This window comes from Corynebacterium maris DSM 45190 (genome assembly GCF_000442645.1).
Classification (GTDB): domain Bacteria; phylum Actinomycetota; class Actinomycetes; order Mycobacteriales; family Mycobacteriaceae; genus Corynebacterium; species Corynebacterium maris.
Window position 1 is genome coordinate 50101 of record NC_021915.1, and the last position, 22920, is coordinate 73020.

Sequence of the window (22920 nt, forward strand, 5' to 3'; positions counted from 1 at the left end):
TCGCCGTCACCCGCCAGGGGTCCAGGCGTTGTCGTGCGTCGCCACCAGCGCGTCCGCCGTCACGTCGTAAATCTCTTCGTGTCGGGCATACGCTTCCCGCTGCCGCCGCGCCCCGGACGCGCCACTCAGAATCTCCGCGACGACGGATTCCACGTCGCCGTTCTCGCCCTGCTCCACGAGCACCGGGCGCACATGCTCGAGCAGACGCTGGACCACGTCCCGGGCCGCCGCCGGCGTGCCCGTCGCCGGGTCGATCAGCTCCGAGTCGACGCCGTGGAAGCTCGCCCACCAGGACCATGCCCGCAGCAGCGGGACCGACACCGGGTCCGGCGCCACGCCGGCGTGCCACTGGCGGGCGGCGGTCTCCGCCAGCGCGCGCACCAGGGCGGCGATCACGGCGGCCTGCTCGGATTTGAGGCAGACGTCGGCGACCCGCACCTCGACGGTGGGGTGCTTGGCGCTCAGGCGGGCGTCGAAGTGGATCATGGCCACGTCCAAGGGCACGCAGGTCGCCAGGAGCAGGGAGCGCAGCCGGTCGTAGGCTTCGACGCTGTCGAAGAACTCCGTCGGCCCGGCCGTGGGCCAGCGCGTCCACACTTGGTAGCGGTAGGAGGCGAACTTGCTGTCGGCCCCGCCCCAGAACGGGGAGTTGGCGCTGAGCGCCAACAGCGTCGGCAACCACACCCGGATGCGGTCGATGATGGCAACGCCCTCCTCGCGGGAATGCACCTGCACATGCACGTGGAACCCGCAGGTCAGCGTTTCCAGGGCGGTGAGCCCGAAGTGGTCCCGCACCCGCTCCAATCGTTCTTTCGGCACCACGTGCGGGCGCACCGGGCCGGGGGCGGCGGGCAGCGCCACGATCCGGCCACCGGCTTCCGCGACCGCCTTATCCGCCAGGGCGCGCCCGGTGCGGATGGCCTCGACCTGCTCGGCCAGGGTGGTCTGCGGCGGGGAGACGACCTCCACCTGCTCCTGTTGCAGTTCCGTGGTGAACTCGTGCTCGCCGCCTGTCGTATGTGGGCTGCGCTCCGCCAGCCATTCGCCGACAGGCAAGGGCGAGAGCGAGGCGGCGTCGACGAGCAGGAGTTCCTCCTCCACGCCGAAGGTCCGGATTGAAGTGTGCTGCGGCCGCATGGTGCGCCCCTTTGACGATCATTGGAACAACGGTCTTTTAATGATAGGTGTATGCGGGCGAAGGGGGCCGGGATCAGCCAAATTTTATACATGGGTAAGTTGCCGTACCCGTGCTCAATGAGGGGTTTCACGTGAAACATGTGTGGTCTGCCCCTGCCGCTGAACTTGTCGCTGTTCTAGACTGGAGCCAGAAACTTATCGTCGTCGCCTCCCCCTCGTCGGCCCCAAGGAGGGCTCATCGTGGATCACGCTCCCGACCAACGCATCGGCGACGGCGACCGCGCGCTCGCCCTTGATCGACTGGGCCAATACTTTGCCGACGGCTACCTCGACGTGGCCGAGTTCGAGACGCGTACCGGCGACGCCGCCGTCGCGCGCACCCGCGGGGAGATAGAGGCACTCTTTGACGACCTCCCCGAGCAATCGGCGACTAGCTCGGACGTTGTCGCCGCTGGGCCCGCGCCTGACATGCGCGCCCAACGTGAACTCGATGAGGTGATGGAACGCAGTCGAAAAATCCAGCGCCTGGACGGCATCATCTGGGCGGTCGTGCTGATCACTTTCTTCGCCAGCATTTTCATCGTCAACGTTCCCTTCTCCTGGGTGGTGTTCCCGCTCGGGGCCTTTGCCTCGTGGGGCATGCGTTCCGTGCTCAAAGTAGATGACGCGGATGAGGAGCTGTTTGCGGAGCTCAACAAGAAGGAAAGTGAACAGCGGGCCGAGCGACTGCGCAAGGCCGCCGAGCGGCGTCGAGAGTTGGGGCAGTAGGCGGGAGCTTTTTAAGAGTTCTTGACCATACTGAAAGTATGGCTACAGACAACACCATCATTCATCCCGATCAAGCTCACGCCGCCCGCATTCTCCTGCACGTCTCCGAGAAAACCGTCGGCTTAAAGTCCGGCCTCGGCGCCGAGACGATCGAGGACTTCGAGCACGGCCAGGCTGAGCTCGATGACGCCCAGCAAGAGCAGCTGCGCACCGCGCTCGAGGAGCTGGGCGCCGACTTCCTTCCCGAAGACGCCGACCACGGCTACGGCGTGCGCCGCCGCTACAACGCCCGCAAGGTCCGTGCGCTCAATAAGTGGGAGGGTGAGGGCGGCCCAGCGCTCTGATTTCTCGGTAGCTCCGCCCTCACCGGCGGCCCGGCGCCGCACGGCCCGCAGAAAGTGTGCCCCTCGCTGCCGTGTTGAAGGCGATGGGGTCGGCGCCGAGTCGAATTTCTTCTTTTATGGCCGAACCTGAGGGGCGTCGGGGTAAAAGAAGTCGCTACATGTTAATGGCGCTGCGGTCCTTGCGTGTCTGTCCGGTGTGCGGCGCCAGTTTCGTTTCGATGCGCCGCCCGGCGGCACGCTGGGGCGGGCTCTTCACGGCCTAAATAGCCGCATTCTGCATATAATTCATAAATAATGTGACCCCTTTCGGGGGGAAATGGTCGCCTTTCTCATCCTGAGAAAATACTGTTTGATTTTCATGGGAAACCAATGATCAGCACCGATCGCAGAGGAAGATAAAGATGATCATGCCGCTCTACGTCGATTCCGGACACGAAATTCCGGTGTGGCAGAAGCCAACCCCCGCCCGCCCTCGCGATCTCTCCTTCCGGCGGGAAGAATGGGTCACGGCGGCAACGTGCCGACAGGGGGACCCGGACGCGCTTTTTGTGCGCGGGGCACAGCAGCGCGAGGCTGCGGAACTGTGCCAGCCCTGCGACGTGCAGCGCCATTGCCTGGCCACTTCTCTAGACAATAAGGAGGAGTTTGGGGTGTGGGGCGGATTGACCGAACGGCAGCGCCGTGCCCTGCTGCGCAAAAACACCCACGTCGATAACTGGGCGGAATACTTTGCCGCCGGCGGCGAACTCCCCGAGGTCTAAGCCCGCCTCAGTTGCTCCCCTCGGCCGCCCCGCGCGAGGGGGTCTACGGCCCCGCCCCACCATCGGTGAGCCTGGCCCCAAGGGTCACGATCTCGCAGTGCACCACGTCGAGGCCGGCCAGGCGGGCGTCGACGAAGTCGACCAGCGCCTCCGGCGATTCCACCAGCACCTCGGCGACCAATGACGCCTCCCCGCTGCAGGCCGCGACGAAGCGGCATTCCGGCAGATTATGCAATACTTCGCCGGTCTGGCGGATGCGGCCCGGTGGGACCGTCAACCACAACAACGCGGCGCCGGTGCCCGCCAGGGCCTCCGGAGCGATCTCCGCAGAAAAGTGCAGCAAGTCGTCGTCGATGAGCTTGGCGCGGCGTCGGGACACGGTGCTGGAATTGACGCCGGCACGCTCGGCGATGGCTTTGATTTCCGCGCGCCCGTCGTGGCTCAGCTCCTGCACGATGATGCGGTCCAGGTCGTCGACCTCCCGCGCCGGGTCCGCTGCCCTGCCGTCTCGGCCCCAGCCGGTGAGTAGGTCGTGGCTGCGCACGGCGCGCACGTGTGGGTTGCGTTGCAGCAGCTGCTGAACCTCGTTCGACGTGGTCACGAGGTTCAGTTCCGCGCCGTCGCGTGACAGGCGCGCCCATGTGACGTCGTCGTGGCGGGCGAGTCGTCGGCCGAGCGTTTCTGCGGAGTCGGGGCTGGTCGTCACCCTGATCAGGGACGCTAACCGCCCGTCGACCCCGGGCGGGGTGCGGCCCACGATGCGCACCAGGTTGTCTTCGCGCAACCGCGCGTACCGGCGTCCCACCGTCCGTTCGCCCACGCCGAGGTTCTCCGCGAGCACGGCCAGGGAGGCGTTGGGCGTGCGGTCGAGCTGGATCAGCAGGCGCAGGTCGAGCTCGTCGATGTCGGCGGCGGGTGCGGGAAGCGGTGTCGTCACGGGCTGGTCCTGATTGTCTCGCTGACGGATAGGGGCATTTGCTGCCTCAATGTTAGGCGGTGATGCGGGGGACGAGCCGCAATACGAGGGGAGAGGCCCATGGATAGGGTGCGGACGGCCTGGAGGCCGGGCGGGCCGGAATCGATTGCCTGGGGCCGGGTGCGTGAGATGCCCGTGGCGATCTCATCCTTCGCCCGCATCGGGGGGGAGCGATCTGGTCTGTGGGTCAAAGAAGTCGTCACGGTAATCCGCCGACGCCGCACGCAACCCCGGTTCACTCGTGAGGAACGGGCCTTGTCCGTGTTGTTTCTTCATGTCTTCACTCCCGTCGGTGGACACGGGTTAAAATGATCGCCCACACCGTCAGCCGAACTTCCAAGGGGGCCGCCATGTTGCGGACGATGTTTCACGCCAAGATCCACCGAGCCACGGTGACGGAGGCCAACCTGCATTACGTGGGTTCGGTGACCGTGGATCAGGACCTGCTCGACGCGGCCGGGATCCTGCCGGGTGAGCTGGTCGCGATCGTCGACGTCGACAACGGCGCCCGGCTGGAGACCTACACCATCGCCGGTGAACGCGGCTCCGGCGTGATCGGCATCAACGGCGCCGCGGCTCACCTCGTGCACCCGGGCGATCTGGTCATCCTCATCGCGTACGCGCAGATGGAGGATGCCGAGGCCCGTTCCTATGTGCCGTCCGTCGTGCACGTCGATGCGGACAACCGCATCATCGAACTCGGTGACGATCCGGCCGAGGCCCTTTCCCCGGGGGTGAGCGTTTCGCCGCACGCACGCCCGTTCGCGCAGGTGCGTGCACAGCGGTAGCCGTCGGCCCCGGGGGCACGCCTGTTTTGCGGCGCGGAAGGTGAACTGCCTTCCGCGCCGTAGCCGTTTGTGACCTCCTCGACACATGTTTGCACTGCGTGCAAGAATGCAGTAAATGTATTCCGGTATGGAAAATTTAGATAGTACTTCCGCGTCGTTGGGACGGCGGGAACGTAAAAAATTAGAGACCAGGCGCACGATCCGTCAGGCGGCGCTGACCCTTGCGCTGGAAGAGGGCGTGGACAAGCTCACCGTCGAAGCCATCACCGAGGCCGCCGACGTATCCCCGCGCACCTTCTTCAACTACTTTGCGTGCAAGGAAGACGCACTGGTCACGGAGACCGCAAAGATCGCCGCCGAGCTACATCCGCTGCTCGCGGAACGGCCGTTGGATGAATCCCCGCTGCACAGTCTGCGGGTGATCTTCACGGATCACGACCCGCTCTCGCTCGCCGGGGCGAACCGGGAACGCTCTCTGGCCCGCCAGAAGTTGGTCCAGGACAACCCGGCGCTGATGACCCGTCAGCTGGCACAGAATTCACTCATGGTCACCAGCATGACCGAGCTGCTCGCCGAGCGCTTCGGCGTGGATCCGGACGAGGACTTGCGTCCCGCCCTGCTGGCCAGCATCACCGGCGGCATCATTCACGTGGCCGTGCGCCGCTGGAGCGCCGGCGCCCCGCAGAGCCTGGTCGAGCTCATCGACGCCGCCTTCGAGCATCTCGAGCGCGGCGATCTGACCGCCCCGCCCCTGGCGGCGTCGGCCGACTGAATTTTCTGTTACCGCAACAACACCGCGCAACCGTAGAAAGGGGCAATGCCTTGACAGCAACACCGCACGACTCCGGGGAGGAGAAACACCCGGACAACCACGCACAGGGGCAAGTGTATAAAAACCCCATGGAGCGCAACATCTTGTTGTTCGTGCTCATGGTCGGCGCCTTCGTCATCATCCTGAACCAGACGCTGCTGAACACGGCGCTGCCCGCGTTCATGGAGTTCTTCGACGTCACCGCCGCCGAGGCGCAGTGGGTGACGACGCTATTTATGCTGGTCAACGGCATCATGATTCCGGTGACGGCTTATCTGATCCAGCGTTTCACCACGCGGCAGATGTTCATGGCCGCGATGGGGTTCTTCGCCCTCGGCACCCTGGTGGCCGCGCTCGCGCCCCAATACTGGGTGCTCCTGCTCGCCCGCGTGCTGCAGGCCGCCGGCGGCGGCATGATCATGCCGCTGATGCAGACCATCCTCTTCGCCATCTTCCCCCGCCACCAGCGCGGCACCGCGATGGGCTTCTTCGGCCTGATCATCGGCTTCGCCCCCGCGATCGGCCCCAGCCTCTCCGGCTGGATCGTCGACCGCTTCCCGTGGCAGACGCTGTTCTGGATGATGCTGCCGTTCGCGCTGATCTCCATGGCGATCGCCTTTTTCATGCTCAAGAACGTCGGCGAAAACACCGACCCGAGCCTGGACATGTTCTCCATCGTCTTGTCCACGTTCGGTTTCGGTGGCCTACTCTTCGGCTTCAGCATGGCCGGCACCGCCGGTTGGGGCAGCGCACAAGTCATCGTCTCCCTGATCGTCGGCGCCATCGCCCTGGTCTGGTTCATCCGCCGCCAACTGCGGCTGGAAGATCCGATGCTGGAACTGCGCGTCCTGCGCTTCCCGATGTACACGCTCAACACCGTCCTGGGCATGGTCGTGTTCATCTCCATGGTCGGCGGCATGCTCATCCTGCCGGTCTACATGCAGACCATGGCCGGATTCTCCGCCGTGGCCTCCGGCCTGGCGCTGCTGCCGGGCGCCGTGGTCATGGGCCTGATGTCCCCGGTCACCGGCCGACTCTTCGACAAATACGGCGGCAAGTGGCTCGCCGTCGTCGGCTTCTCCCTGGTCACCCTGACCGGTGTGGCGTTCACCCAGCTGACCCCGGACACCACCTACGCCTACTTGGCCACGGTCAACGCCCTGCGCATGCTGGGCACTTCCATGGTGATGATGCCCGTGACCACCGCGGCGTTGAACCAGCTGCCGCCGCGCCTGATCCCGCACGGCACGGCCGTCAACAACACGCTGCGACAGGTGGCCGGCTCCGTCGGCACCGCCGTCCTGGTCACCGTCATGTCCATGGCCACCCGTGACCCGGCCGTCCACGGCATGCAGGGGCTGGTCCACGGCGCGAACATCTCCTTCCTGGTCGCCACGATAATCAGCGCGATCGGCCTGGTCGGAGCGTTCTTCCTCCGCAATTCCCACGGCGAGGAAACCGAGGGCCGCGGCCCCACCGTGGTGGACGCGAAGTAAGACCCGATCCCCGCTGTGAAAGCAGGCGCGGCACAGCACGAAAAACGTGCTGTGTCGCGTTTTTCGTGGCCGGCGCCGCCTAACTCAGCAACCCCAACAGATGGGCGCGCAGCTCGTCGGCGCCCGTGCCTTCGCGGGGGCGGCCCATGTCCACGGTGAGGTCCTCGATGATGGTGGCCTCCGGGCCGGCGGACATGACCACGATGCGGTCGGAGAGCAGGATCGCCTCATCCACGTCGTGGGTGACCATCACCACGGTGCGGCGGTTCGCCTCCCAGATCTCCAGCAACAGCAGCTGCAGCTGACGTCGGGTCAGGGCGTCGAGGGCGCCGAACGGCTCATCGAGCAGCAAAATGTCGGGGTCGATGGCAAACGAGCGGGCCAGCCCCACGCGCTGCTGCATGCCGCCGGACAGGCGCGCCGGGCGGCGGTCGGCGGCGTGCGTCAGGCCCACGTGCCCGAGGTATTCCTCGGCCCGGGCGCGCCGGGCGTCTTTGTCCAGTTCGGGGCGGGCGGACTGCAGGCCGAACTCGATGTTGCCGCGGGCCGTCATCCACGGCAGTAGGGCATGGTGCTGGAAGACCATGCCGCGGTCGGGGCCGGGGCCGGTGATCTTCTCGCCGCGGGCAAAGAGGGCGCCGGACGTCGGAAAGCTCAGTCCGGCGATCATGTTTAAGATCGTGGATTTGCCGGAGCCGGACGGGCCCAGCACGGAGACGAACTCGCCGCGGTCGACGCGCAGCGAGGTCGGGGCGATGATGGTGGTCTCGCCGTAGGACTTGGTGATCTCGTCGATGACGATGTGGGAGTTAGTCATAGCGCACAACCTTCTGCAGGGCGGCGACCAGGTGATCGAGGATCAGGCCGATCACTCCGATCAGGACGATGGCGACGACGATGGCGTTGATGTCGAGGCGGTTCCACATGTTCCACACGAAGAAGCCGATGCCCTGGCCGCCGACGAGCATCTCCGCGGCGACGATGACCAGCCAGGAGGTGGACAGCGACAGGCGGGCGCCGGTGATGATGCCCGGCAGCGCCGCCGGCAGCCACACCCGGGTGATGCGCAGCCACCAGTTGGTGCCCAGCGTCGCCGAGAGGTTCAGGTAGGTGGGGTGGATGTGGCGCACGGCGTCGATGGTGTTGATCAGCGTCGGCCACAGCGCGGAGAGGATGATGACGAACACGGCGGTGTTCTCTGCGTCGCGCAGCAACGCCAGGCCGATCGGCAGCCATGCCAGCGGGGACACCGGCCGCAGGACCTGCACGAAGGGGTCGATCGCGCGGCGCAGCACCGGGGAGGCGCCGAGGATAAAGCCCAACGGCACGGCGATGGCGGTGGCGATGGCGAAGCCGATGACCACTCGCCGGAGGGAGGCGAGCAGGTGCCAGAAGATTCCCACTGAGGCGGGGCCGTCGCGGTAGAAGGGGTCGGAGAGGATCTCTGCGCCGCTGTTCAGCACGCCGAGCGGGGTCGGCGCGATGTCGGAGAGCCAGCCCGCGCCGACGGCGAGCTGCCAGACGGCGATGAACAGCGCGAAGAACGCGACGCCCACGCCCGCAGACTGCAGTTTCGTTTTCATCTAAAATCCTTCCGTGGGGTGAGCGGGGTCGAAGGTGGCGCCGTTGACGGTCACCGGCCGGGCGGGGGTGTCCAGGCCCGCGGGCAGCACCTCGCGCGCCGCCGTGATCACCGAATCCGCGTCCCGGGCGACGATCGCGTCGCCGCCGAGTTCCCAGCGGGCGATCTGCGCGCTCATCCAGGTGATCGCCGTCGGATCCGTCGGGTCGCCGTAGCTCAAGTAGTCCGGGTCCTGCCGCTGTCGTCCGTCCCAGTCGGTGTAGTGCCCGGTCAGTCCCGGCGTGATCAGGTGCTCGGCCTGGTTGAGGTATTTTTCTTGTGCCAGGACGGGGGAGAGCCGCTCGGCGTTGGCCGGGTCGTCGATGAGCCGGGCCGCCTCGTCGAGGGCGGCGACCAGACCCGCGGCGTGCTCCGGGCGGGCGTCGCGAAAGTCCTTGGCCAGGGCCACCGAGCAGCACGGATGCCCGTCCCACATGTCCTTGGTGAGCTCGAACATGCGCCCCGCGCCGGACTGCAGGGCACGCTGGTTGAAGGGCTCGGGGCCGATGAAACCGTCGATCGTCTTCACTTCCAGCTGGGCGACCATGTCGGCCGGGCGCAGCAACCGCAGCTCCACGTCGGCGACCGGGTCCAGGCCGCCGGCGACCAGGTAGTCGCGCAGCAACAAGGCGTGGACGGAGTACTCGAAGGGGATGCCCAGCACCATGCCCTTGAGGTCGGCGATCTCCCGCACCGTGTCGACGTGCCGGGACGCCAGGGTCAGGGCCTGGCCGTTGGTGTTTTGGGTGAAGGCGAGCTCGGTGGGGCGGGTCGCGTCCGTGGCGCCGGCGTTGATGGCCACCGGCATGGGGGAGAGCATGTGGGCGACGTCGAGTTCACCGGTGGCGTAGGCCGTCCACAGGTCCGCCCAACCGGAGTACTTTCGCAGCTGCACGGTGACGCCGTGGCGGGTGAAGAGATCTTCGGCGTCGGCGATCAGCAGCGGTGCGGAGCAGGCGATGGGGACGAACCCGACCGTCAGGGCGTCGGCGGCGCCGCTGCCCGGGGTCGCGGAACCGGGTGCGCAGGCGGCCAGGGCGCCGGCGGCTCCTGTGGCACCGGCCAGGCCGGCGGCTGTGAGGATGCTCCGCCTGGTGAAGTGGGGCGCAGGAGGAAGAATGTTCATGGATGGGCGGTGACTTCTGATGGGCAGACTGCCGGGTCTAAATACACAATGCAAAACCATACTGAGTGGTCTGTAATGCTGTCGACCCCGGGGTGGGTAATGTGTGGTCTTCCAGCCCAAGTTGGCCCTTCTCAGTGGGTTATGCGCAGCTTGTCATTATATACGCCGAGCTGAAAGTTGCCTGACCGCTCGTTGCCCGCTCAATAGACAGCATTGTATAGATCTTGCTTTCCTTATAGTATGGTTCCCAGTAAAAGACGCCCACTGAGAAGGAGTCCGCAATGTCTGACCTCACCCCGAACCACACCGCCGGCGAGCCCATTGAGCCGATCGATACCCAGGCCCTGAAGGACCTGGCGCAGAAGAACATCGACAACCCCGAGGGCGGCAACAAGAAGATCCGCACCCACACCGAGGCGGACGGCCTGTTCCGCAACAACACCGCGGTCCGCGACCACGTGATCAAGGTCGGCGAGCCGAAGCCGCTCCTCGGTGACGACTCCGCCCCGAACCCGACCGAGGTCGCCCAGGCCGGCCTCGCCGCCTGCATTGCCGTCGGCGTCCAGGCCATCGCCCAGCACCGCGGCGTCACCCTGACCAAGCTCGACATCGACATCGAGTCCGACATCGACATCTCCCCGACCTGGGGCGTGGGCGACCTCTCCGAGGACAAGCGCCCGGGCGTGTCCGACGTCCGCGTCAAGCTCGACCTCGAGGGCGACGCCGACCGCGAGACCCTGGATCAGATCCAGAAGGACGCCATCAAGTGGTCCCCGGTCGTCAACACCTACACCCGCCCGGCCAACCTGACCTCCGAACTGGTCTAAATCCACGTCAGCCATCTAGAGGAACGAACTCCCCGCATGAGCAAGCAAGTGACCCCGACCACCGACGCCATCATCCTGGATCCCCAGTTGCGTCTGACGGTCGCCGAGAACGCCAAAGCCGTGGACAAGAACGAGAAGGACGCGCGCTACATTCTTCCGTTGTTGGGTGAGGCCGGACTGATCGGCACGGACGTGCGCATGACCCTCGAGGTCATCCGCGAGCTCTCCGCGGAGGATCTGTCCGTCGGGTTCACGACCTGGGCCACGCGCATGACCTACGGCTTCCTCAAGCAGGCCGGCACCGACTACGCCGAGGGCCTGGCGGACAAGATCGCCGCCGGCACCCACCCCGGCGTGACCGGCATGGCCGGTTCCTTCAAGGAGCTCGCCGGCGCGGGCGAGATTGACCTGCACGCCAAGAAAACCGACGACGGTTACGTCATCACCGGCAAGCTCGGCTGGGCCTCCAACCTCTATGACGACGCCATTGTCGTCACCGGCGCCAAGACCGACGACGGCCACAAGATCATCTTCGCCTTCGAGGCCGGCCACGAGGGCGTCACCTTCGGCACGCCTTTCGGCCTGCTCGGCCTGAACGCCACCCAGTCCGCCTGGGCGTCTTTCGACGACGTCAAGATCCCGCAGTCCCAGGTGCTCACCGAGGACTTCGTGCCGTTCATGACCGCGGTGCGCCCGGTGTTCGTGCTCAGTCAGATCGCGGAATGCCTCGGCGTCGCCGAAGCTGCCGCCGCCCAGGCCGAGCCGAAGCTCACCGGCGTCAAGGAGACTTTCGCCGAGGATCTCGTCGACGCGCAGGCGTTCACCGCCGATGTGCTGCGCCGTTGGAACGCCCTCATCGAGCAGGTCATCGCCGGTGAGGAGCTCAACCTCGTGGAGTTGCTCGAGTTGCGACTCGACGCCTCCGAGGCCGCCGTCTCGGCCGCGAACATCGAGGTGCGCGTGGCCGGCGGTGCGGGTTATGCGAGCTCGTCCAGCGCCTCGCGCCGCTACCGCGAGGCTTCTTTCATTCCGGTGCAGTCCCCGTCGGAAGCGCAGCTGCGTTTTCAGTTGCAGCAGGCGAAGGCCGCCGCTTAAGGCAACGGCCGTGACGCGCTTCCTCTGTGCCCAGAGATGACACCCCTCCGCGGCAGGCTCACTATGCGCGCGCATAGTGGGTCCTTGTTTTTCTGCGGCTGCAGAATCCGTGGCGCAGCGCGGTCCACAACATCCTCGCCGGGTTGATCCCGTGTCAGCCCAAAAATAACGCCCCGTTTTTCTGCACGTGCAGAAAAACGGGGCGGAAACTTTTGCGGGTTTAGAAGCTGGAGCCAGCGACCTGCGGCAGCTGCGACATCTGCACGTCCGGCAGCGGGATGTTCACCGAGTTCAGGAAGTCGCGGAAAATGACGGCCAGATCCGGCAGCTCGACGGTGGCGACGTCGCCGATCGGCAGGTCGAAGGTCGGGGTGCCCGGGGCGACCGGCACCGTGATGACGTTGCCGCGGTCCGGCGCCGGGGCACCCGGGGCGGGGTTGTTCGGCGTGCGGTTGCCCGGATTGCTGTTTCCCGGGTTGTTGTTGCCCGGCGCCGACTGGCCGCCACCGCCGCCCTTGAGTCCGCAGCGGTTGGCGGCTTCCTCGACGCGGGCGAGGGCGGCGTTGATCTCTGCGCCACGCGAATCGAAGCGTGCGAAAGCCCGTGCGGAGGCCCGGATGGAGTTGTACTCGGCTTCGGTGGTCCAGTAGCTGCGGGCCTGATCGCAGGTGATTTCGCCGGAAGGAAGGCGGCTGAGGGCGTCGTCGACAATGTCGGCGGAGGCCAGGGCGGGGGACAGCGCGGTGACAGCGCCGGCCGCGACTACGGAGGCCACGGCCGTCTTCATCGAGATCTTCATGCGCTCATAATGCCATGAAAAGCCGGCCCGCGATAACGGGAGCGTCGAATACATTTAGCTTGTGGTCCTCTTCCTGCCGGCGACGTCGGCGAGCAGGCCGGTGACCATGCTGACGGCCACGGAGAACGTCAAGGAGAGACGGCGGCCAGGTTGATGGGGGACCGGTCCGTTACGCCCCCACAAACTTCGTCACCAGCGACTCATACGCCGCCACGGTCAGCGCCAGATCCTCGAGGTGCAGGTGCTCGTCGTGGGAGTGCAGCTGGCCGTTGGCTTCCGCCATGGTGCGCTCCTTGGCGTGCAGCGCGAAGCCGTAGCCGACCCCGCCGAGGCGACGGCCGAAGCGCAGGTCGGAGCCGCCGGTGGCGTAGACGGGGACGATCGCGGCGGCGGGGAAGAATTCCCCGGCGGTCTCCACGATGGCCTCCCACAGCGGGCCGGACGCGGGAGAGACGGCCGGCGGCTCGGAGATCAGGTATTGGATGTCGACCTCCTCGGCCAGATCGCCCAGGGCGTCGCGCAGCAGCGCGTCCACGTCTTCTTGGCTGGTGCCCGGCGCGGGGCGGACGTCCATCTCCAGCCAGGCGGTCGAGGGCAGCACGTTGATTGCCCCGCCGGCGTGCAGCACGGTCTGGGAGATCGTGGTGTGCGAGGCGGCGTGCGCGTAGGCCGCCAGGTCGCCGAAGGCGTGGTAGTCGCCGGTGCCCTCAATCAGGGCCTGCTCCGTGGCCGGGTCGAAGCGGAAGGCCTGGACGAAGCCTTCCCACGTCTTATCTGAGGTCACCGGGATCTTTGCGTCGGCGATGCGGCGGGCGACTTCGGCGATCTTAACCACGGCGAAGTCTTTGCCGAAGGGGGTGGAGCCGTGGCCCGCGTCCCCGGAGACGACCAGGCGGCGCTGGGCGGCGCCCTTTTCGCCGACGTTGAAGGCGATGGCGTCGGAGCCGTCGGTCGTCGGCAAGTGGGAGCCGCCGGTCTCCGACAGCATGTTCTTCCAGGAGAACGCGTCGGGCAGGTTCTCGGAGATCCACTTCGCGCCCAGGCCGCCGCGGGCCTCCTCGTCGGCGAGCCCGACGAAGGTCAGCGTGCCGCGCGGGCGGCCGTTACGGGCGACCTCGCGGGTGACGGCGGCCATGGTGGCGGTGATGAACAGCATGTCGACGGTGCCGCGGCCGTAGAGCTTGCCGTCGATGATCTCGGCGCCGAAGGGGTCGACGGTCCACTTCGCCGAATCCACCGGCACCACGTCCGTGTGGCCGAGCAGCGTCAGCGGCTCCGCCGCCGGATCGGTGCCCGGCACCGTGAACACCACGCTGACGCGGCCCGGGTGCGGCTCGATGCGCTGGACCTCCACGTCCGTGCCGGAGAAGAACTCCTCGAGGGTGTCTGCGTTGCGCACCTCCTGCCCGGAATCGGGCGTCAGGTCGTTGACGCAGGCGTTGCGCACCATGCGCTGCAGCAGGGCGAGGGTGTCATCGTAAAGGCTCATGCATCATTCCTAGTTGTAGCGGGCTCGACGTGCCAACCAGTTGCCGAGCGATTGGATGGCTTGGACCACGATCACCAGGATGATGACGGTGGCGAGGATGGCGAAGCTGTCGAACTGCTGATAACCGTAGGAGATGGCCAGATCGCCCACGCCGCCGCCGCCGACGGTGCCGGCCATCGCGGTCGCGCTGATCAGCCCCACGGTGGAGGTGGTCAACGCCAGGATGATGGCGGGCTTGGCCTCCGGGAGCATGAAGTGGCGCACCGTCTGCCAGGTGGTTGCGCCCATCGATTCGGCGGCCTCCACGATGCCGGGGTCCACGTCCAGCAGCGCCGCCTCGATCAGGCGCGCGATAAACGGCGCGATGTAGATGGTCAGCGGCACCAGCGCCGCGGTCGTGCCGATAGAGGAGCCCACCAGCAGCCGGGTGAACGGCAGGATGGCCACCATCAGGATGATGAAGGGCACCGAGCGCACGATGTTGACCACGAAGTTGGTCACCCCGTGCAGGGCCTTGTTCGGCAGTAGCCCGCCGGGCCGGTGCAGCACGAGCACCAGCGCGAGGGGAATGCCCAGCAGCGCGCCGAGAAACAGCGAGACGCCGACCATGTACAGCGTCTCCCCGAATGCGTCGGCGTACATGTCTCCGCTGACGCGGGTGTCGAAGACGTCCATCCAGTCGTTCATCGCACAATCTCCACGGTCAATCCGTCCTGTTGATCGGCCCACTGCAGGGCCCGGGACACCTCGGCGGCCTCGCCGTCGAGGCCTAACACCAGCGTGCCGACGGTCGAGCGTCGCAGCGGGGCGTCCGCCGCGTGCAGTAGCGCGGCGGTCACGGAAAACTGCGAGGAGATCCCGCTGATCAGATCGCGGGCGGCGCCGCCGGTGTGCACGACGCGCACGAGCGTATGCGGCGGGCGGGACTGCAGGTCCTCGACGACGGAGTCGGGCAGCTTCTGCGGGACGACGGTTTCGACGAAGCTGCGGGTCAAGGGTTGTTCGGGGTGGGCGAAGACGTGGTCGACGGGGCCGTTTTCGATGAGCCGGCCGTCTTCCAGCACCGCGACCCGGTCCGCGATGCGGGCGATGACGTTCATCTGGTGGGTGATGATGAGCACGGTCAGGCCCAGATCTTCGTTGATGCGCACCAGCAGCTCCAGGATCTGGGCGGTGGTGATCGGGTCCAGCGCGCTGGTCGGTTCGTCGCACAGCAGGATCTTCGGGTCGGTGACCAGAGCGCGGGCGATGCCGACACGCTGGCGTTGTCCGCCGGAGAGCTGCGCCGGGCGGTGCTCGGCGCGCTCGGCCAGGCCCACCAGCTCCAGCACGTCGGTGACGCGGGCGGTGATCTCCGCTGTGGGCACCTTGGACAGCACCAGCGGCATGGCCACGTTCTCGGCGACGGTCTTGGAGCCGATGAGGTTGTAGTGCTGGAAGACCATCGCCACTTCGCGGCGCAGGGCGCGCAGCCCGCCGGCCTTGAGCGTCGCCGGGCGCTGGCCGAGCGTCGTGACGGTGCCGCCGGTGACGGACTCCAGTCCGTTGACGGTGCGCAGCAGGGTGGATTTGCCGGCGCCGGAGGTGCCGACGACGCCGTAGACGCTGCCTTCCGGGATATCGAAGGTGATGCCGTCCAACGCGTGAACGGCCCCCGGTCCGGTACCGAAGGCCTTGGTCACGTCATGAAACGACACCGCCGGTGGGGCGGGTGTCATGAATGTAAGCTCCTTAGTCGGCCGGGGTGATTTCTTCCGGGACGAACCAGTAGTCGTTCTCGTTTTCCTCGGCGAGGAAGTCGTGGAAGGCGGGGTCGTTGTAGGCGTCGACGACGGCCTGGGCCCACTCGGAGTCGGCGTCCTCGGAACGCACGACGGCCTGCAGGATCAACTCGGGGCGCAGCTCCTCCTGGAAGTGCTGCAGCTGCGGGTCGACGCCGGAGGAGTACGAGATCGAACCCGGGATCACGCCCCAGTCCAGGTCGGCCAGCGAGCGCGGGATGGTGGCCGAGTCCATGGTCTGGATGTCCAGGTTATTCGGGTTGTCCTGGATGTCCGCGCTGGTCAGCAGGCCCGGGTTGGCGTCCGGGTCGAGGGTGATCCAGCCGGCGTCGGCGAGCATGAGGAAAGCGCGCGCCTGGTTGGAGGCGTCCGCCGGGATGCCGACGGTGTGCCCGTCGGCCACGGCGTCGAGCCCGTCGTGGCGCTCGGAGTACAGGCCGGCCGGGACGGTCGGGATCGGGGTGATCGCTGCGAGGTCGGAGCCGGTCTCGTTGTTGAAGTTTTCCATGTAGGAGGTGTGCTGGTCGACGTTGAGGTCGACGGAGCCCTCGGCCACGGCGACGTCGGCCTGCTGCAGGTCGGTGAAGTCGGTGTATTCGACGGTGTAGCCGGCGTCGGTGAGGATGGGGTCGATGCCCTCCTGGAAGAGGACGGAGTACGGGCCGGGGGAGGTGCCGACGTGGATGGCGTCGTCGTCGGCGCCGGAGTCGGTCCCGCAGGCGACCAGGCCGACGCCGGCGGTCAGTACGGCGGCGGCTGTGGCGAGGGGGCGCAGGACGGTGCGGCGGAGGGGCATGGCGGAAACTCCTTGGTGCTCAGCAGTGTGTTTGTCAGAAAAATAGACTGTATTGACCTAACCACATAGACCGCATTGTCTGCAAGGGGTGGGGCGGCATACGGCGCAGTTATCTACCGTGGGCCCCATGAACGCACACATCAACGACCTCATCGACCGCACCGACGAAGTCCTGCAGGCGCTCCCGGACCTGAACCCCGACGCCCTGAACGCCCACCCGGCCGGGCACCCGAACTCGATCGCCTGGCTGCTGTGGCACACCGGCCGCGAGATCGACGTGCAGCTGGCCGACCTCACCGGCGAGGAACAGATCTGGACCGCCGCGGGCCACCGCGACCGCCTGAACCTGGGGGAGGCCGGCGACGGCTTCGGTTACGGCCACACCGCGGACGAGGCCGCCGCCATCCGCACCGACGACCAGGAGGGGCTCACGGCCTACGTGGCGGCGACGCTGACGACTCTCCGCGAGTACGCCGACTGGGTGGGCGGCGGCCAGGGCCATGAGTGGGACGACGTCATCGACGACAACTGGGACCCGCCGGTGGACCGGGGCACCCGGGTGGTCTCCATGCTCATCGACGCCATCCAGCACCTCGCGCAGGCGCAGTACGTGGCCGGTGCCCCGGAACTTACCTAACCTGGGGGCATGAAACTCAACGAGACTTTCCTCGACCTGGCCGACCGTGCCGAGGTCAACGTCAAGTCCCTCCCGTCTTTGACGGCCGACCAGATCAACGCCCACCCGGGCGGGCACCCGAACTCCATCGCCTGGTTGCTGTGGCACGCCGGCCGCGTGCTCGACGTCCTCGGCTCATCGCTTGCGGGCACAGAGCAGCTGTGGGAGACACGTGGCTTCAAGTCCCGCTTCGGACTCGGCGAGCTGGGCGACGGCACCGGCGTCGGCCACTCCACCGAGGAGGCCGCGCAGGTCAAGGTCGACGACCTCGACCTGCTCATCGAGTACGTCGCCGAGAACCTGCAGGCCTACCGCGATTACGTGGCCAGCTTGGAGGACAACGCCGTCTTCGACGAGATCATCAGCGAATCCCAGGACGCCCCGGAGAGCCGGCAGGCGCGGCTGACGCTGATCATCGTCGACGCCCTGCGCCACATCGACCAGGCGCTGTACGTCGCCGGAATGTCGGAGCTGTAGTCATGGCCGTTCTACTCGTCGTCGAGTTCCCCTCCGCCGGCCCCTTCGGCGCCGAGGCCGCGACCGCCTACGACGCCCTGGCCCGCGACATCGCGGAGCAGGAGGGGCTGATCTGGAAGGTGTGGACCGAGGCGCCGGAGCGCAACGTCGCCGGCGGCGTCTACCTCTTCACGGGTCAGGCCACGGCCGACGCCTACGTCGAGATGCACACGCGGCGCCTCGCTGGGTTCGGGATCACGGACGTCTCCGTCACCTCCTATGAGGTCAACGAAGACCTGTCCGCGATCGACCACGCGACCCTCGAGCGCTGACGCACAGTCATGGGCGCCGATCCAGCGGCCCTCGCCGCGGAGCTGGCGGGCGGGGTGAGCACGTTCCGCGCCCTGGCCATCTTCGACTCCCTGCCCGCCGTGCCGCTGAAGGACATGGCCGGGCGCTGGGTCGGCTCCGAGGTTCCCACCGGACACGTCCTCGACGGGCTGCTCGGCGCCTACGGCTGGCACGGCAAGTGTTTCTACGCGGACAACGAGGCGGACCCGCTCATTTTTGCTCGGGGCAACGCGATGTTTCACGTGAAACCTTCCCTTGTTCCTCTTAGCCTGGCGGTGAAATTCCCCCGCCTGGTGCGCCAGCGGGCGATCGCCTCGGTGGGCCGGTGGCTTCTGCCGCTGCTGTCCACCCGTCGACCGCAGGCCCGCCTGCACGTGGTCGACTACCGCGGCGTGCCCACCGCCACGATGATCTACGACGCGCAACCCATCAACGACCATTTCCGCCGCCTCGACGGCGACACGCTCCTCGGCGCCATGGATCTGCGTGGCGTGCCCGAGCCTTTCTTTTTCCTGCTGCGCCGCGAGCACGCGTAACCGCCGCTTAAGGCGGTGAATCTCGGCGATACTATCCCGGTATTGGAACCCTTTCGTGTCTGCGATCACACTGGTGGTCACGCACCAGAGAAAGGGACGCCATGGCACACACCAAGACGATGACCTTGCGCGACGCCATCGCCGAATTCGTTCACGACGGCTCCTCCGTCGCGATCGAGGGATTCACCCACATCATCCCGTACGCGGCGGCGCATGAGATCATCCGCCAGCGCAAACGTGACCTGACGGTCTACCGCATGACCGCCGACATCGTCGTCGACCAACTGCTCGCCGGCGACTGCGTGAAATCGCTGACCTCTTCGTTCATCGGCAACAGCTCCGTCGGCTCCCTGCACGAACTGCGCCGCCGCATCGAAGGCAAGGGCCGCGGGCCGTTGGACTACCACGAATACAGCCACGGCGGCATGATCGCCCGCTACAACGCCGGCGCCTCCGGGCTGCCGTTCTACCCGCTGCTGTCCTACGCCGGCTCCGATCTGCCGGAGGTCAACGAAGACATCCGCGTCATCGAATCGCCCTACGGCGGCGAGAAGATCTACGTCGTCCCGCCGATCAACCCGGACGTGGCCATCCTCCACGCCCAGCGCGCCGACGCCAAAGGCAACGTCCAGATCTGGGGGCTGACCGGCATCCAGCAGCAGGTCGCCTACGCCGCCGACAAGGTCATCGTCACCGTCGAAGAGCTCGTCGCCGACGAGATCGTCACCTCGGACCCGAACCGCACGCTGCTGCCGAGCCACGTGGTCGACGCCGTCGTCGAGGTCCCCAAGGGCGCGCACCCCTCGTTCGTTCAGGGCTACTACGACCGCGACGGCGATTTCTACCGCCGGTGGAACGACATCAGCAAAGACCCCGAGGTCCTGGCCGACTGGCTGAACGAGTGGATCCACGAGCTGGACGGCCACCACGACTACGTGAACAAGCAGGGCCGGGCGTTTTGGGAACAGCTCGAATCCCCGTACGTCCCGTCGCTGCCCGTCAACTACGGAAGCAGGAACTCATGACCCAGATCATCACAGACCTGCAGGTCACCACCTCCGAACTCTTGTCCGTCGTCGCCTCCCGCGAACTGGCGGGGGCGCGCACGGTGTTCGCCGGCATCGGCTTGCCGACGCTGGCGACCTCGCTGGCGCACAAGACCACCGCCCCGGACGTCGAGATCATCTATGAATCCGGGGTGTGCGGGGCCCACCCGGCGAGCCTGCCGGAAACCGTCGCCGACTCCGTGCTCATCACCGGCTCCGAAGCGGTGCTCGACATGAACGCGCTGTTCAACTACGTGCTGCAGCGCGGCCACATCGACGTCGGTTTCTTGGGCGCCGCCCAGATCGACAAGTGGGGCAACCTCAACAGCTCCGTCATCGGCGACTGGGAATCCCCGAAGGTGCGCCTGCCCGGCTCGGGCGGGGCCGCCGAAGTCATGGCCAACTCCAAGGAGGTCTACGTCGTGATGCGCCGACACCAGAAGCGCTCCTTCGTAGAGAAGCTCGACTTTTGCACCTCGCCCGGTCCGGACCGCGCCCTGGCCGCCGGCTTCACCCCGCGCGGCCTGGGGGTGACCAAGGTGATCACCGAACTCGGCGTGCTCAGCCGCGCCGGGATCGGCGAAGAGCTCACGCTCACCGCCGTTCACCCGGGCGTGGATCCGGCCGAGGCGGTCGCCGCCACCGGCTGGGACTTGCAGGTCAGCGACGACCTGGAGGTAATCCCCAGTCCCACCGACGTCGAGATCGACCTGCTGCGCAACGAGATCGACCCGACCCGCATCTACCTGCGCTAACCACTCACACCACTAGAAAGGCACTGCCATGCTGCACCACGTCATCTCCGGAAACCCTCACGGCCCGGCTGTCCTCATGGGCAGCTCCCTGGGCACCTCCCACCGCATGTGGGACAACCAGCTTCCCTACTTGGAGGAGCACTTCCAGGTCGTGCGTTTCGACGCCCCGGGCCACGGCCAGTCCCAGGACGGCGTCGAGGAAAAGGCCCCCGGCGAGCTGTCCGACGCCACCGTCGAGAACTTCGCCGCCCAGGTCCTCGAGCTGGCCGACCATCTCGGCCTGGAGACCTTCTCCTATGTCGGGCTCTCGCTCGGCGGTGCGATCGGCCAGCAGCTGGCCCTGGACGCCCCGGAGCGCCTCGACAAGCTCATCCTGACGTGCACCGCCGCCAAGTTCGGCCAGCCGCAGGTCTGGCACGACCGGGCCCGCGGCGTACGCGAAAACGGCATGACCCCGTTGCGTGAGCCCTCCGCCGGCAAGTGGTTCACCGAGGGCTTCGCCGACGACAGCGCCGAGGCGCAGGGCCTGCTCGACGCCCTGACGGAATCGAACCCGCACGGCTACGCCGCGGCCTGCGACGCGGTCTCCCGTTTCGATCTCACCGATCGGCTCGGTGAGATCACCGTCCCGACCGTGGTCATCGCCGGCGCCGACGACGCCTCCACCCCGCCGGCCGTCGTCGAGGTGCTGGCCCAAGGCATCCCGAACGCGCAGTACCACGTCGTCGAGGGCGCCGGCCACCTGGGCAACCTGGAGGCGCCGGAGGAGTTCGGCCGCATCATCGGCTCCTTCCTGCAGCACGAGACCAGCAAGGCCCGCGTCTGACGGCGGCTGACGACACGCCGCACCCATGCCCCGCCCGCCGTCCCCGAATTCTCGGGGACGGCGGGCGGGGCGGCATGCCTTGTTGCGGTTGTTTCCGCAGCTCGTGGGGTATCGCGGCCTTATCCATCAGGTATTGGACGGGGTCCGGCGGCGGTGGTTGAGTGGTTTTCAGATGTTAAACGGATCACAAATAGCACCCCGCAATGGTGCATGTCATGTGGTCTGGGAAAGCATCTGCCCACAGAAACGGAGGAACACCCCATGAGCGTCACCACAGGCCCCTCGCAGCCGCAGCCGGCGAAAGAAACCCCGCAGCTGCGCGACACCCGCCGCAAGGCCATCATGGCCGGCGGCATCGGCAACTTCGTCGAATGGTTCGACTTCGCCCTCTACGCACAGTTCGCCACCATCATCGGCTTCCACTTCTTCCCGTCCGACGACCCCACCGCGAGCCTGCTGGCGACCTTCGCCATCTTCGCCGTCGGCTTCCTCGCCCGCCCCATCGGCGGCCTGCTGTTCGGCCAATACGGCGACCGCAAGGGTCGTAAGGCCGCCCTGTCCGCGGCCGTGATCCTCATGAGCGCGGCCACCCTCGGCATCGGCCTGACCCCGACGTTCGCCACCATCGGCGTCATGGCCCCGGTCCTGCTGCTGGCCTGGCGCATCCTCCAGGGACTCTCCGCCGGCGGCGAATACGCGGGCTCCGGCAGCTTTGTCGTCGAACACGCCCCCGTCGGCAAGCGCGCCCTGTTCGCCAGCATCAACCCCGTCTCCACGGCGCTGGGCACCATCGGCGGCGCCCTGGTCGGCCTGGCCGTCACTTTCATCGTCCCGGAGCAGGCCCTGCATGACTGGGCCTGGCGCATCCCGTTCATCCTCGCCGGCCCGCTCGGCCTGGTCGGGCTGTACCTGCGCTCCAAGGTGGAGGAGACGCCGGAATTTACCGCCGTCCTCGCCGCCGAGGAAAAGAACCAGGAGAAGAGCGCCCCGGTCGTCGAGGCCTTCCGCACCGCCAAGGCCCGCATGTTCGTCATCTTCGGCTGGGCCGCCCTCAACGCCGTAGCCTTCTACATCCTCACCAGCTACACGGTCGCCTACCTGACCCAGCGGCTCGGCTTCTCCCAGGCGGAAGCCCTCACGGTCTACATCGTCGGGCTGATCGCCTTCACGGTCGCCTCGCCGATCGCCGGCATACTGATCGACAAATACGGGCCCGCCGCGGTGGCCACCCTCTCCGCCGTCGTCCTCGGCGTGGTCGTCGTCCCCGCCTTCGGGCTCATGGAAACCGGCGTGATCACCTCCGCGATCTTCGGGCTGTCGATCTACGGCGTCGTCGTGGCGGTCATCGCCACGCTGACTCCGCTGCTGATGGTCGACCTCTTCCCGGCGCGCATCCGCTACACCGCCAGCGCCGTGTCCTACAACCTCGCCTACGCGGTCTTCGGCGGCACCGCCCCCTACCTGGCGACCTGGATGGTCTCCGAAACCGACAACGGCGCCGCCCCGGCGTACTACCTCATCGTCTTAAGCGTCCTGGGCGTCATCGTCGCCCTGGCCGGCATCCGCCGCTACTACCGCGGCAACCAGATCAAGGACCACGAGATCGCCAAGGTCATGGCGACCGTCTAACCCGCAGCATCCCCAGCAGCACAAAGGAAC

General features: G+C 67.0%; 26 protein-coding genes. 16 read left to right on the forward strand and 10 right to left on the reverse strand.

Features of this window, described 5'->3' with window-relative positions; genetic code table 11:
* Positions 1-6: 6 nt before the first annotated feature.
* On the reverse strand, positions 7-1137 hold the full coding sequence (locus B841_RS00270; RefSeq protein WP_020933469.1) for a glutamate--cysteine ligase: 1131 nt from the start codon (positions 1135-1137) through the stop codon (positions 7-9).
* Positions 1138-1377: 240 nt separating this feature from the next.
* On the opposite strand from B841_RS00270, the gene B841_RS00275 reads away from it, so the two are divergent.
* From B841_RS00275 to B841_RS00285, 3 genes are all read left to right on the forward strand, one after another.
* On the forward strand, positions 1378-1905 hold the full coding sequence (locus tag B841_RS00275) for a DUF1707 SHOCT-like domain-containing protein (RefSeq protein ID WP_020933470.1): 528 nt from the start codon (positions 1378-1380) through the stop codon (positions 1903-1905).
* 38 nt (positions 1906-1943) lie between these two features.
* Complete coding sequence (locus B841_RS14025; RefSeq protein WP_020933471.1) at positions 1944-2249, forward strand: hypothetical protein; 306 nt, start codon at positions 1944-1946, stop codon at positions 2247-2249.
* A 401-nt stretch (positions 2250-2650) separates the two neighbouring features.
* The gene (locus B841_RS00285) at positions 2651-3010 is read left to right on the forward strand and encodes a WhiB family transcriptional regulator (protein ID WP_020933472.1); all 360 of its coding nucleotides are present in this window, start codon (positions 2651-2653) and stop codon (positions 3008-3010) included.
* Positions 3011-3053: 43 nt separating this feature from the next.
* On the opposite strand, the gene B841_RS00290 is transcribed toward B841_RS00285, so the two are convergent.
* Positions 3054-3947 (reverse strand): Lrp/AsnC family transcriptional regulator, encoded by an 894-nt coding sequence (locus B841_RS00290; RefSeq protein WP_020933473.1) that lies wholly within the window; start codon positions 3945-3947, stop codon positions 3054-3056.
* Between the two features lie 389 nt (positions 3948-4336).
* Here B841_RS00290 and panD point away from each other — a divergent pair, with 389 nt between their 5' ends.
* From panD to B841_RS00305, 3 genes are all read left to right on the forward strand, one after another.
* The gene (gene panD / locus B841_RS00295) at positions 4337-4774 is read left to right on the forward strand and encodes an aspartate 1-decarboxylase (RefSeq protein WP_041631937.1); all 438 of its coding nucleotides are present in this window, start codon (positions 4337-4339) and stop codon (positions 4772-4774) included.
* Between the two features lie 115 nt (positions 4775-4889).
* Entirely contained in the window at positions 4890-5546 is a 657-nt protein-coding gene (locus B841_RS00300; protein ID WP_084481938.1) for a TetR/AcrR family transcriptional regulator, read from the forward strand.
* A gap of 128 nt (positions 5547-5674) precedes the next feature.
* The gene (locus tag B841_RS00305) at positions 5675-7081 is read left to right on the forward strand and encodes an MDR family MFS transporter (RefSeq protein ID WP_020933476.1); all 1407 of its coding nucleotides are present in this window, start codon (positions 5675-5677) and stop codon (positions 7079-7081) included.
* A 79-nt stretch (positions 7082-7160) separates the two neighbouring features.
* Here the strand turns inward: B841_RS00305 and B841_RS00310 are convergent, their stop codons facing one another.
* The 3 genes from B841_RS00310 to B841_RS00320 are packed head-to-tail and all read right to left on the reverse strand — an operon-like array spanning position 7161 to position 9828.
* A complete protein-coding gene (locus B841_RS00310) occupies positions 7161-7898 on the reverse strand; it encodes an ABC transporter ATP-binding protein (protein ID WP_020933477.1) in 738 nt (245 codons plus the stop codon).
* Entirely contained in the window at positions 7891-8664 is a 774-nt protein-coding gene (locus B841_RS00315; protein WP_020933478.1) for an ABC transporter permease, read from the reverse strand. The genes B841_RS00310 and B841_RS00315 overlap by 8 nt, the downstream gene beginning before the upstream one ends.
* The gene (locus B841_RS00320) at positions 8665-9828 is read right to left on the reverse strand and encodes an ABC transporter substrate-binding protein (protein ID WP_020933479.1); all 1164 of its coding nucleotides are present in this window, start codon (positions 9826-9828) and stop codon (positions 8665-8667) included.
* A 281-nt stretch (positions 9829-10109) separates the two neighbouring features.
* On the opposite strand from B841_RS00320, the gene B841_RS00325 reads away from it, so the two are divergent.
* Entirely contained in the window at positions 10110-10655 is a 546-nt protein-coding gene (locus B841_RS00325; RefSeq protein WP_020933480.1) for an OsmC family protein, read from the forward strand.
* 36 nt (positions 10656-10691) lie between these two features.
* The gene (locus B841_RS00330) at positions 10692-11750 is read left to right on the forward strand and encodes an acyl-CoA dehydrogenase family protein (RefSeq protein ID WP_020933481.1); all 1059 of its coding nucleotides are present in this window, start codon (positions 10692-10694) and stop codon (positions 11748-11750) included.
* A 220-nt stretch (positions 11751-11970) separates the two neighbouring features.
* On the opposite strand, the gene B841_RS00335 is transcribed toward B841_RS00330, so the two are convergent.
* The 5 genes from B841_RS00335 to B841_RS00355 all read right to left on the reverse strand — a co-directional run bounded on the left by B841_RS00335 (position 11971) and on the right by B841_RS00355 (position 16615).
* On the reverse strand, positions 11971-12549 hold the full coding sequence (locus B841_RS00335) for a hypothetical protein (protein ID WP_020933482.1): 579 nt from the start codon (positions 12547-12549) through the stop codon (positions 11971-11973).
* A 169-nt stretch (positions 12550-12718) separates the two neighbouring features.
* Positions 12719-14038 (reverse strand): M20/M25/M40 family metallo-hydrolase, encoded by a 1320-nt coding sequence (locus B841_RS00340; RefSeq protein WP_020933483.1) that lies wholly within the window; start codon positions 14036-14038, stop codon positions 12719-12721.
* Between the two features lie 9 nt (positions 14039-14047).
* Complete coding sequence (locus B841_RS00345) at positions 14048-14725, reverse strand: methionine ABC transporter permease (RefSeq protein WP_020933484.1); 678 nt, start codon at positions 14723-14725, stop codon at positions 14048-14050.
* Positions 14722-15756 carry a methionine ABC transporter ATP-binding protein gene (locus B841_RS00350; RefSeq protein WP_020933485.1) on the reverse strand — a complete coding sequence of 345 codons (1035 nt, stop codon included), beginning with the start codon at positions 15754-15756 and terminating at the stop codon, positions 14722-14724. The genes B841_RS00345 and B841_RS00350 overlap by 4 nt, the downstream gene beginning before the upstream one ends.
* Before the next feature lie 13 nt (positions 15757-15769).
* Positions 15770-16615 carry a MetQ/NlpA family ABC transporter substrate-binding protein gene (locus B841_RS00355; protein WP_020933486.1) on the reverse strand — a complete coding sequence of 282 codons (846 nt, stop codon included), beginning with the start codon at positions 16613-16615 and terminating at the stop codon, positions 15770-15772.
* Positions 16616-16742: 127 nt separating this feature from the next.
* On the opposite strand from B841_RS00355, the gene B841_RS00360 reads away from it, so the two are divergent.
* From B841_RS00360 to B841_RS00395, 8 genes are all read left to right on the forward strand, one after another.
* On the forward strand, positions 16743-17252 hold the full coding sequence (locus tag B841_RS00360) for a DinB family protein (protein ID WP_020933487.1): 510 nt from the start codon (positions 16743-16745) through the stop codon (positions 17250-17252).
* 9 nt (positions 17253-17261) lie between these two features.
* Positions 17262-17768, forward strand: a complete 507-nt coding sequence (locus B841_RS00365) for a DinB family protein (RefSeq protein WP_020933488.1) — start codon at positions 17262-17264, stop codon at positions 17766-17768.
* Between the two features lie 2 nt (positions 17769-17770).
* A complete protein-coding gene (locus B841_RS00370) occupies positions 17771-18079 on the forward strand; it encodes a monooxygenase (RefSeq protein ID WP_020933489.1) in 309 nt (102 codons plus the stop codon).
* Between the two features lie 9 nt (positions 18080-18088).
* On the forward strand, positions 18089-18634 hold the full coding sequence (locus B841_RS00375) for a DUF4334 domain-containing protein (RefSeq protein WP_020933490.1): 546 nt from the start codon (positions 18089-18091) through the stop codon (positions 18632-18634).
* A gap of 101 nt (positions 18635-18735) precedes the next feature.
* Positions 18736-19659, forward strand: coding sequence for a CoA transferase subunit A (locus B841_RS00380; protein WP_020933491.1), 924 nt, complete (start codon positions 18736-18738; stop codon positions 19657-19659).
* Positions 19656-20435 (forward strand): CoA-transferase subunit beta, encoded by a 780-nt coding sequence (locus B841_RS00385; protein ID WP_020933492.1) that lies wholly within the window; start codon positions 19656-19658, stop codon positions 20433-20435. The genes B841_RS00380 and B841_RS00385 overlap by 4 nt, the downstream gene beginning before the upstream one ends.
* A gap of 28 nt (positions 20436-20463) precedes the next feature.
* Positions 20464-21261, forward strand: a complete 798-nt coding sequence (gene pcaD, locus B841_RS00390) for a 3-oxoadipate enol-lactonase (RefSeq protein WP_020933493.1) — start codon at positions 20464-20466, stop codon at positions 21259-21261.
* 261 nt (positions 21262-21522) lie between these two features.
* Positions 21523-22890: an MFS transporter gene (locus tag B841_RS00395; RefSeq protein WP_020933494.1), complete on the forward strand. Its 1368-nt coding sequence runs from the start codon at positions 21523-21525 to the stop codon at positions 22888-22890.
* Positions 22891-22920 lie beyond the last annotated feature (30 nt).

What these genes read in the sequence shown, in the direction of transcription:
- B841_RS00270 (WP_020933469.1), bottom strand. Translation starts at nt 1,137, where the DNA reads ATGCGGCCGCAGCACACTTCAATCCGGACCTTCGGCGTGGAGGAGGAA.
- B841_RS14025 (WP_020933471.1), top strand. Translation starts at nt 1,944, where the DNA reads ATGGCTACAGACAACACCATCATTCATCCCGATCAAGCTCACGCCGCC.
- B841_RS00285 (WP_020933472.1), top strand. Translation starts at nt 2,651, where the DNA reads ATGATCATGCCGCTCTACGTCGATTCCGGACACGAAATTCCGGTGTGG.
- panD (WP_041631937.1), top strand. Translation starts at nt 4,337, where the DNA reads ATGTTGCGGACGATGTTTCACGCCAAGATCCACCGAGCCACGGTGACG.
- B841_RS00300 (WP_084481938.1), top strand. Translation starts at nt 4,890, where the DNA reads ATGTATTCCGGTATGGAAAATTTAGATAGTACTTCCGCGTCGTTGGGA.
- B841_RS00305 (WP_020933476.1), top strand. Translation starts at nt 5,675, where the DNA reads ATGGAGCGCAACATCTTGTTGTTCGTGCTCATGGTCGGCGCCTTCGTC.
- B841_RS00310 (WP_020933477.1), bottom strand. Translation starts at nt 7,898, where the DNA reads ATGACTAACTCCCACATCGTCATCGACGAGATCACCAAGTCCTACGGC.
- B841_RS00315 (WP_020933478.1), bottom strand. Translation starts at nt 8,664, where the DNA reads ATGAAAACGAAACTGCAGTCTGCGGGCGTGGGCGTCGCGTTCTTCGCG.
- B841_RS00320 (WP_020933479.1), bottom strand. Translation starts at nt 9,828, where the DNA reads ATGAACATTCTTCCTCCTGCGCCCCACTTCACCAGGCGGAGCATCCTC.
- B841_RS00325 (WP_020933480.1), top strand. Translation starts at nt 10,110, where the DNA reads ATGTCTGACCTCACCCCGAACCACACCGCCGGCGAGCCCATTGAGCCG.
- B841_RS00330 (WP_020933481.1), top strand. Translation starts at nt 10,692, where the DNA reads ATGAGCAAGCAAGTGACCCCGACCACCGACGCCATCATCCTGGATCCC.
- B841_RS00335 (WP_020933482.1), bottom strand. Translation starts at nt 12,549, where the DNA reads ATGAAGATCTCGATGAAGACGGCCGTGGCCTCCGTAGTCGCGGCCGGC.
- B841_RS00340 (WP_020933483.1), bottom strand. Translation starts at nt 14,038, where the DNA reads ATGAGCCTTTACGATGACACCCTCGCCCTGCTGCAGCGCATGGTGCGC.
- B841_RS00345 (WP_020933484.1), bottom strand. Translation starts at nt 14,725, where the DNA reads ATGAACGACTGGATGGACGTCTTCGACACCCGCGTCAGCGGAGACATG.
- B841_RS00350 (WP_020933485.1), bottom strand. Translation starts at nt 15,756, where the DNA reads ATGACACCCGCCCCACCGGCGGTGTCGTTTCATGACGTGACCAAGGCC.
- B841_RS00355 (WP_020933486.1), bottom strand. Translation starts at nt 16,615, where the DNA reads ATGCCCCTCCGCCGCACCGTCCTGCGCCCCCTCGCCACAGCCGCCGCC.
- B841_RS00360 (WP_020933487.1), top strand. Translation starts at nt 16,743, where the DNA reads ATGAACGCACACATCAACGACCTCATCGACCGCACCGACGAAGTCCTG.
- B841_RS00365 (WP_020933488.1), top strand. Translation starts at nt 17,262, where the DNA reads ATGAAACTCAACGAGACTTTCCTCGACCTGGCCGACCGTGCCGAGGTC.
- B841_RS00370 (WP_020933489.1), top strand. Translation starts at nt 17,771, where the DNA reads ATGGCCGTTCTACTCGTCGTCGAGTTCCCCTCCGCCGGCCCCTTCGGC.
- B841_RS00375 (WP_020933490.1), top strand. Translation starts at nt 18,089, where the DNA reads ATGGGCGCCGATCCAGCGGCCCTCGCCGCGGAGCTGGCGGGCGGGGTG.
- B841_RS00380 (WP_020933491.1), top strand. Translation starts at nt 18,736, where the DNA reads ATGGCACACACCAAGACGATGACCTTGCGCGACGCCATCGCCGAATTC.
- B841_RS00385 (WP_020933492.1), top strand. Translation starts at nt 19,656, where the DNA reads ATGACCCAGATCATCACAGACCTGCAGGTCACCACCTCCGAACTCTTG.
- pcaD (WP_020933493.1), top strand. Translation starts at nt 20,464, where the DNA reads ATGCTGCACCACGTCATCTCCGGAAACCCTCACGGCCCGGCTGTCCTC.
- B841_RS00395 (WP_020933494.1), top strand. Translation starts at nt 21,523, where the DNA reads ATGAGCGTCACCACAGGCCCCTCGCAGCCGCAGCCGGCGAAAGAAACC.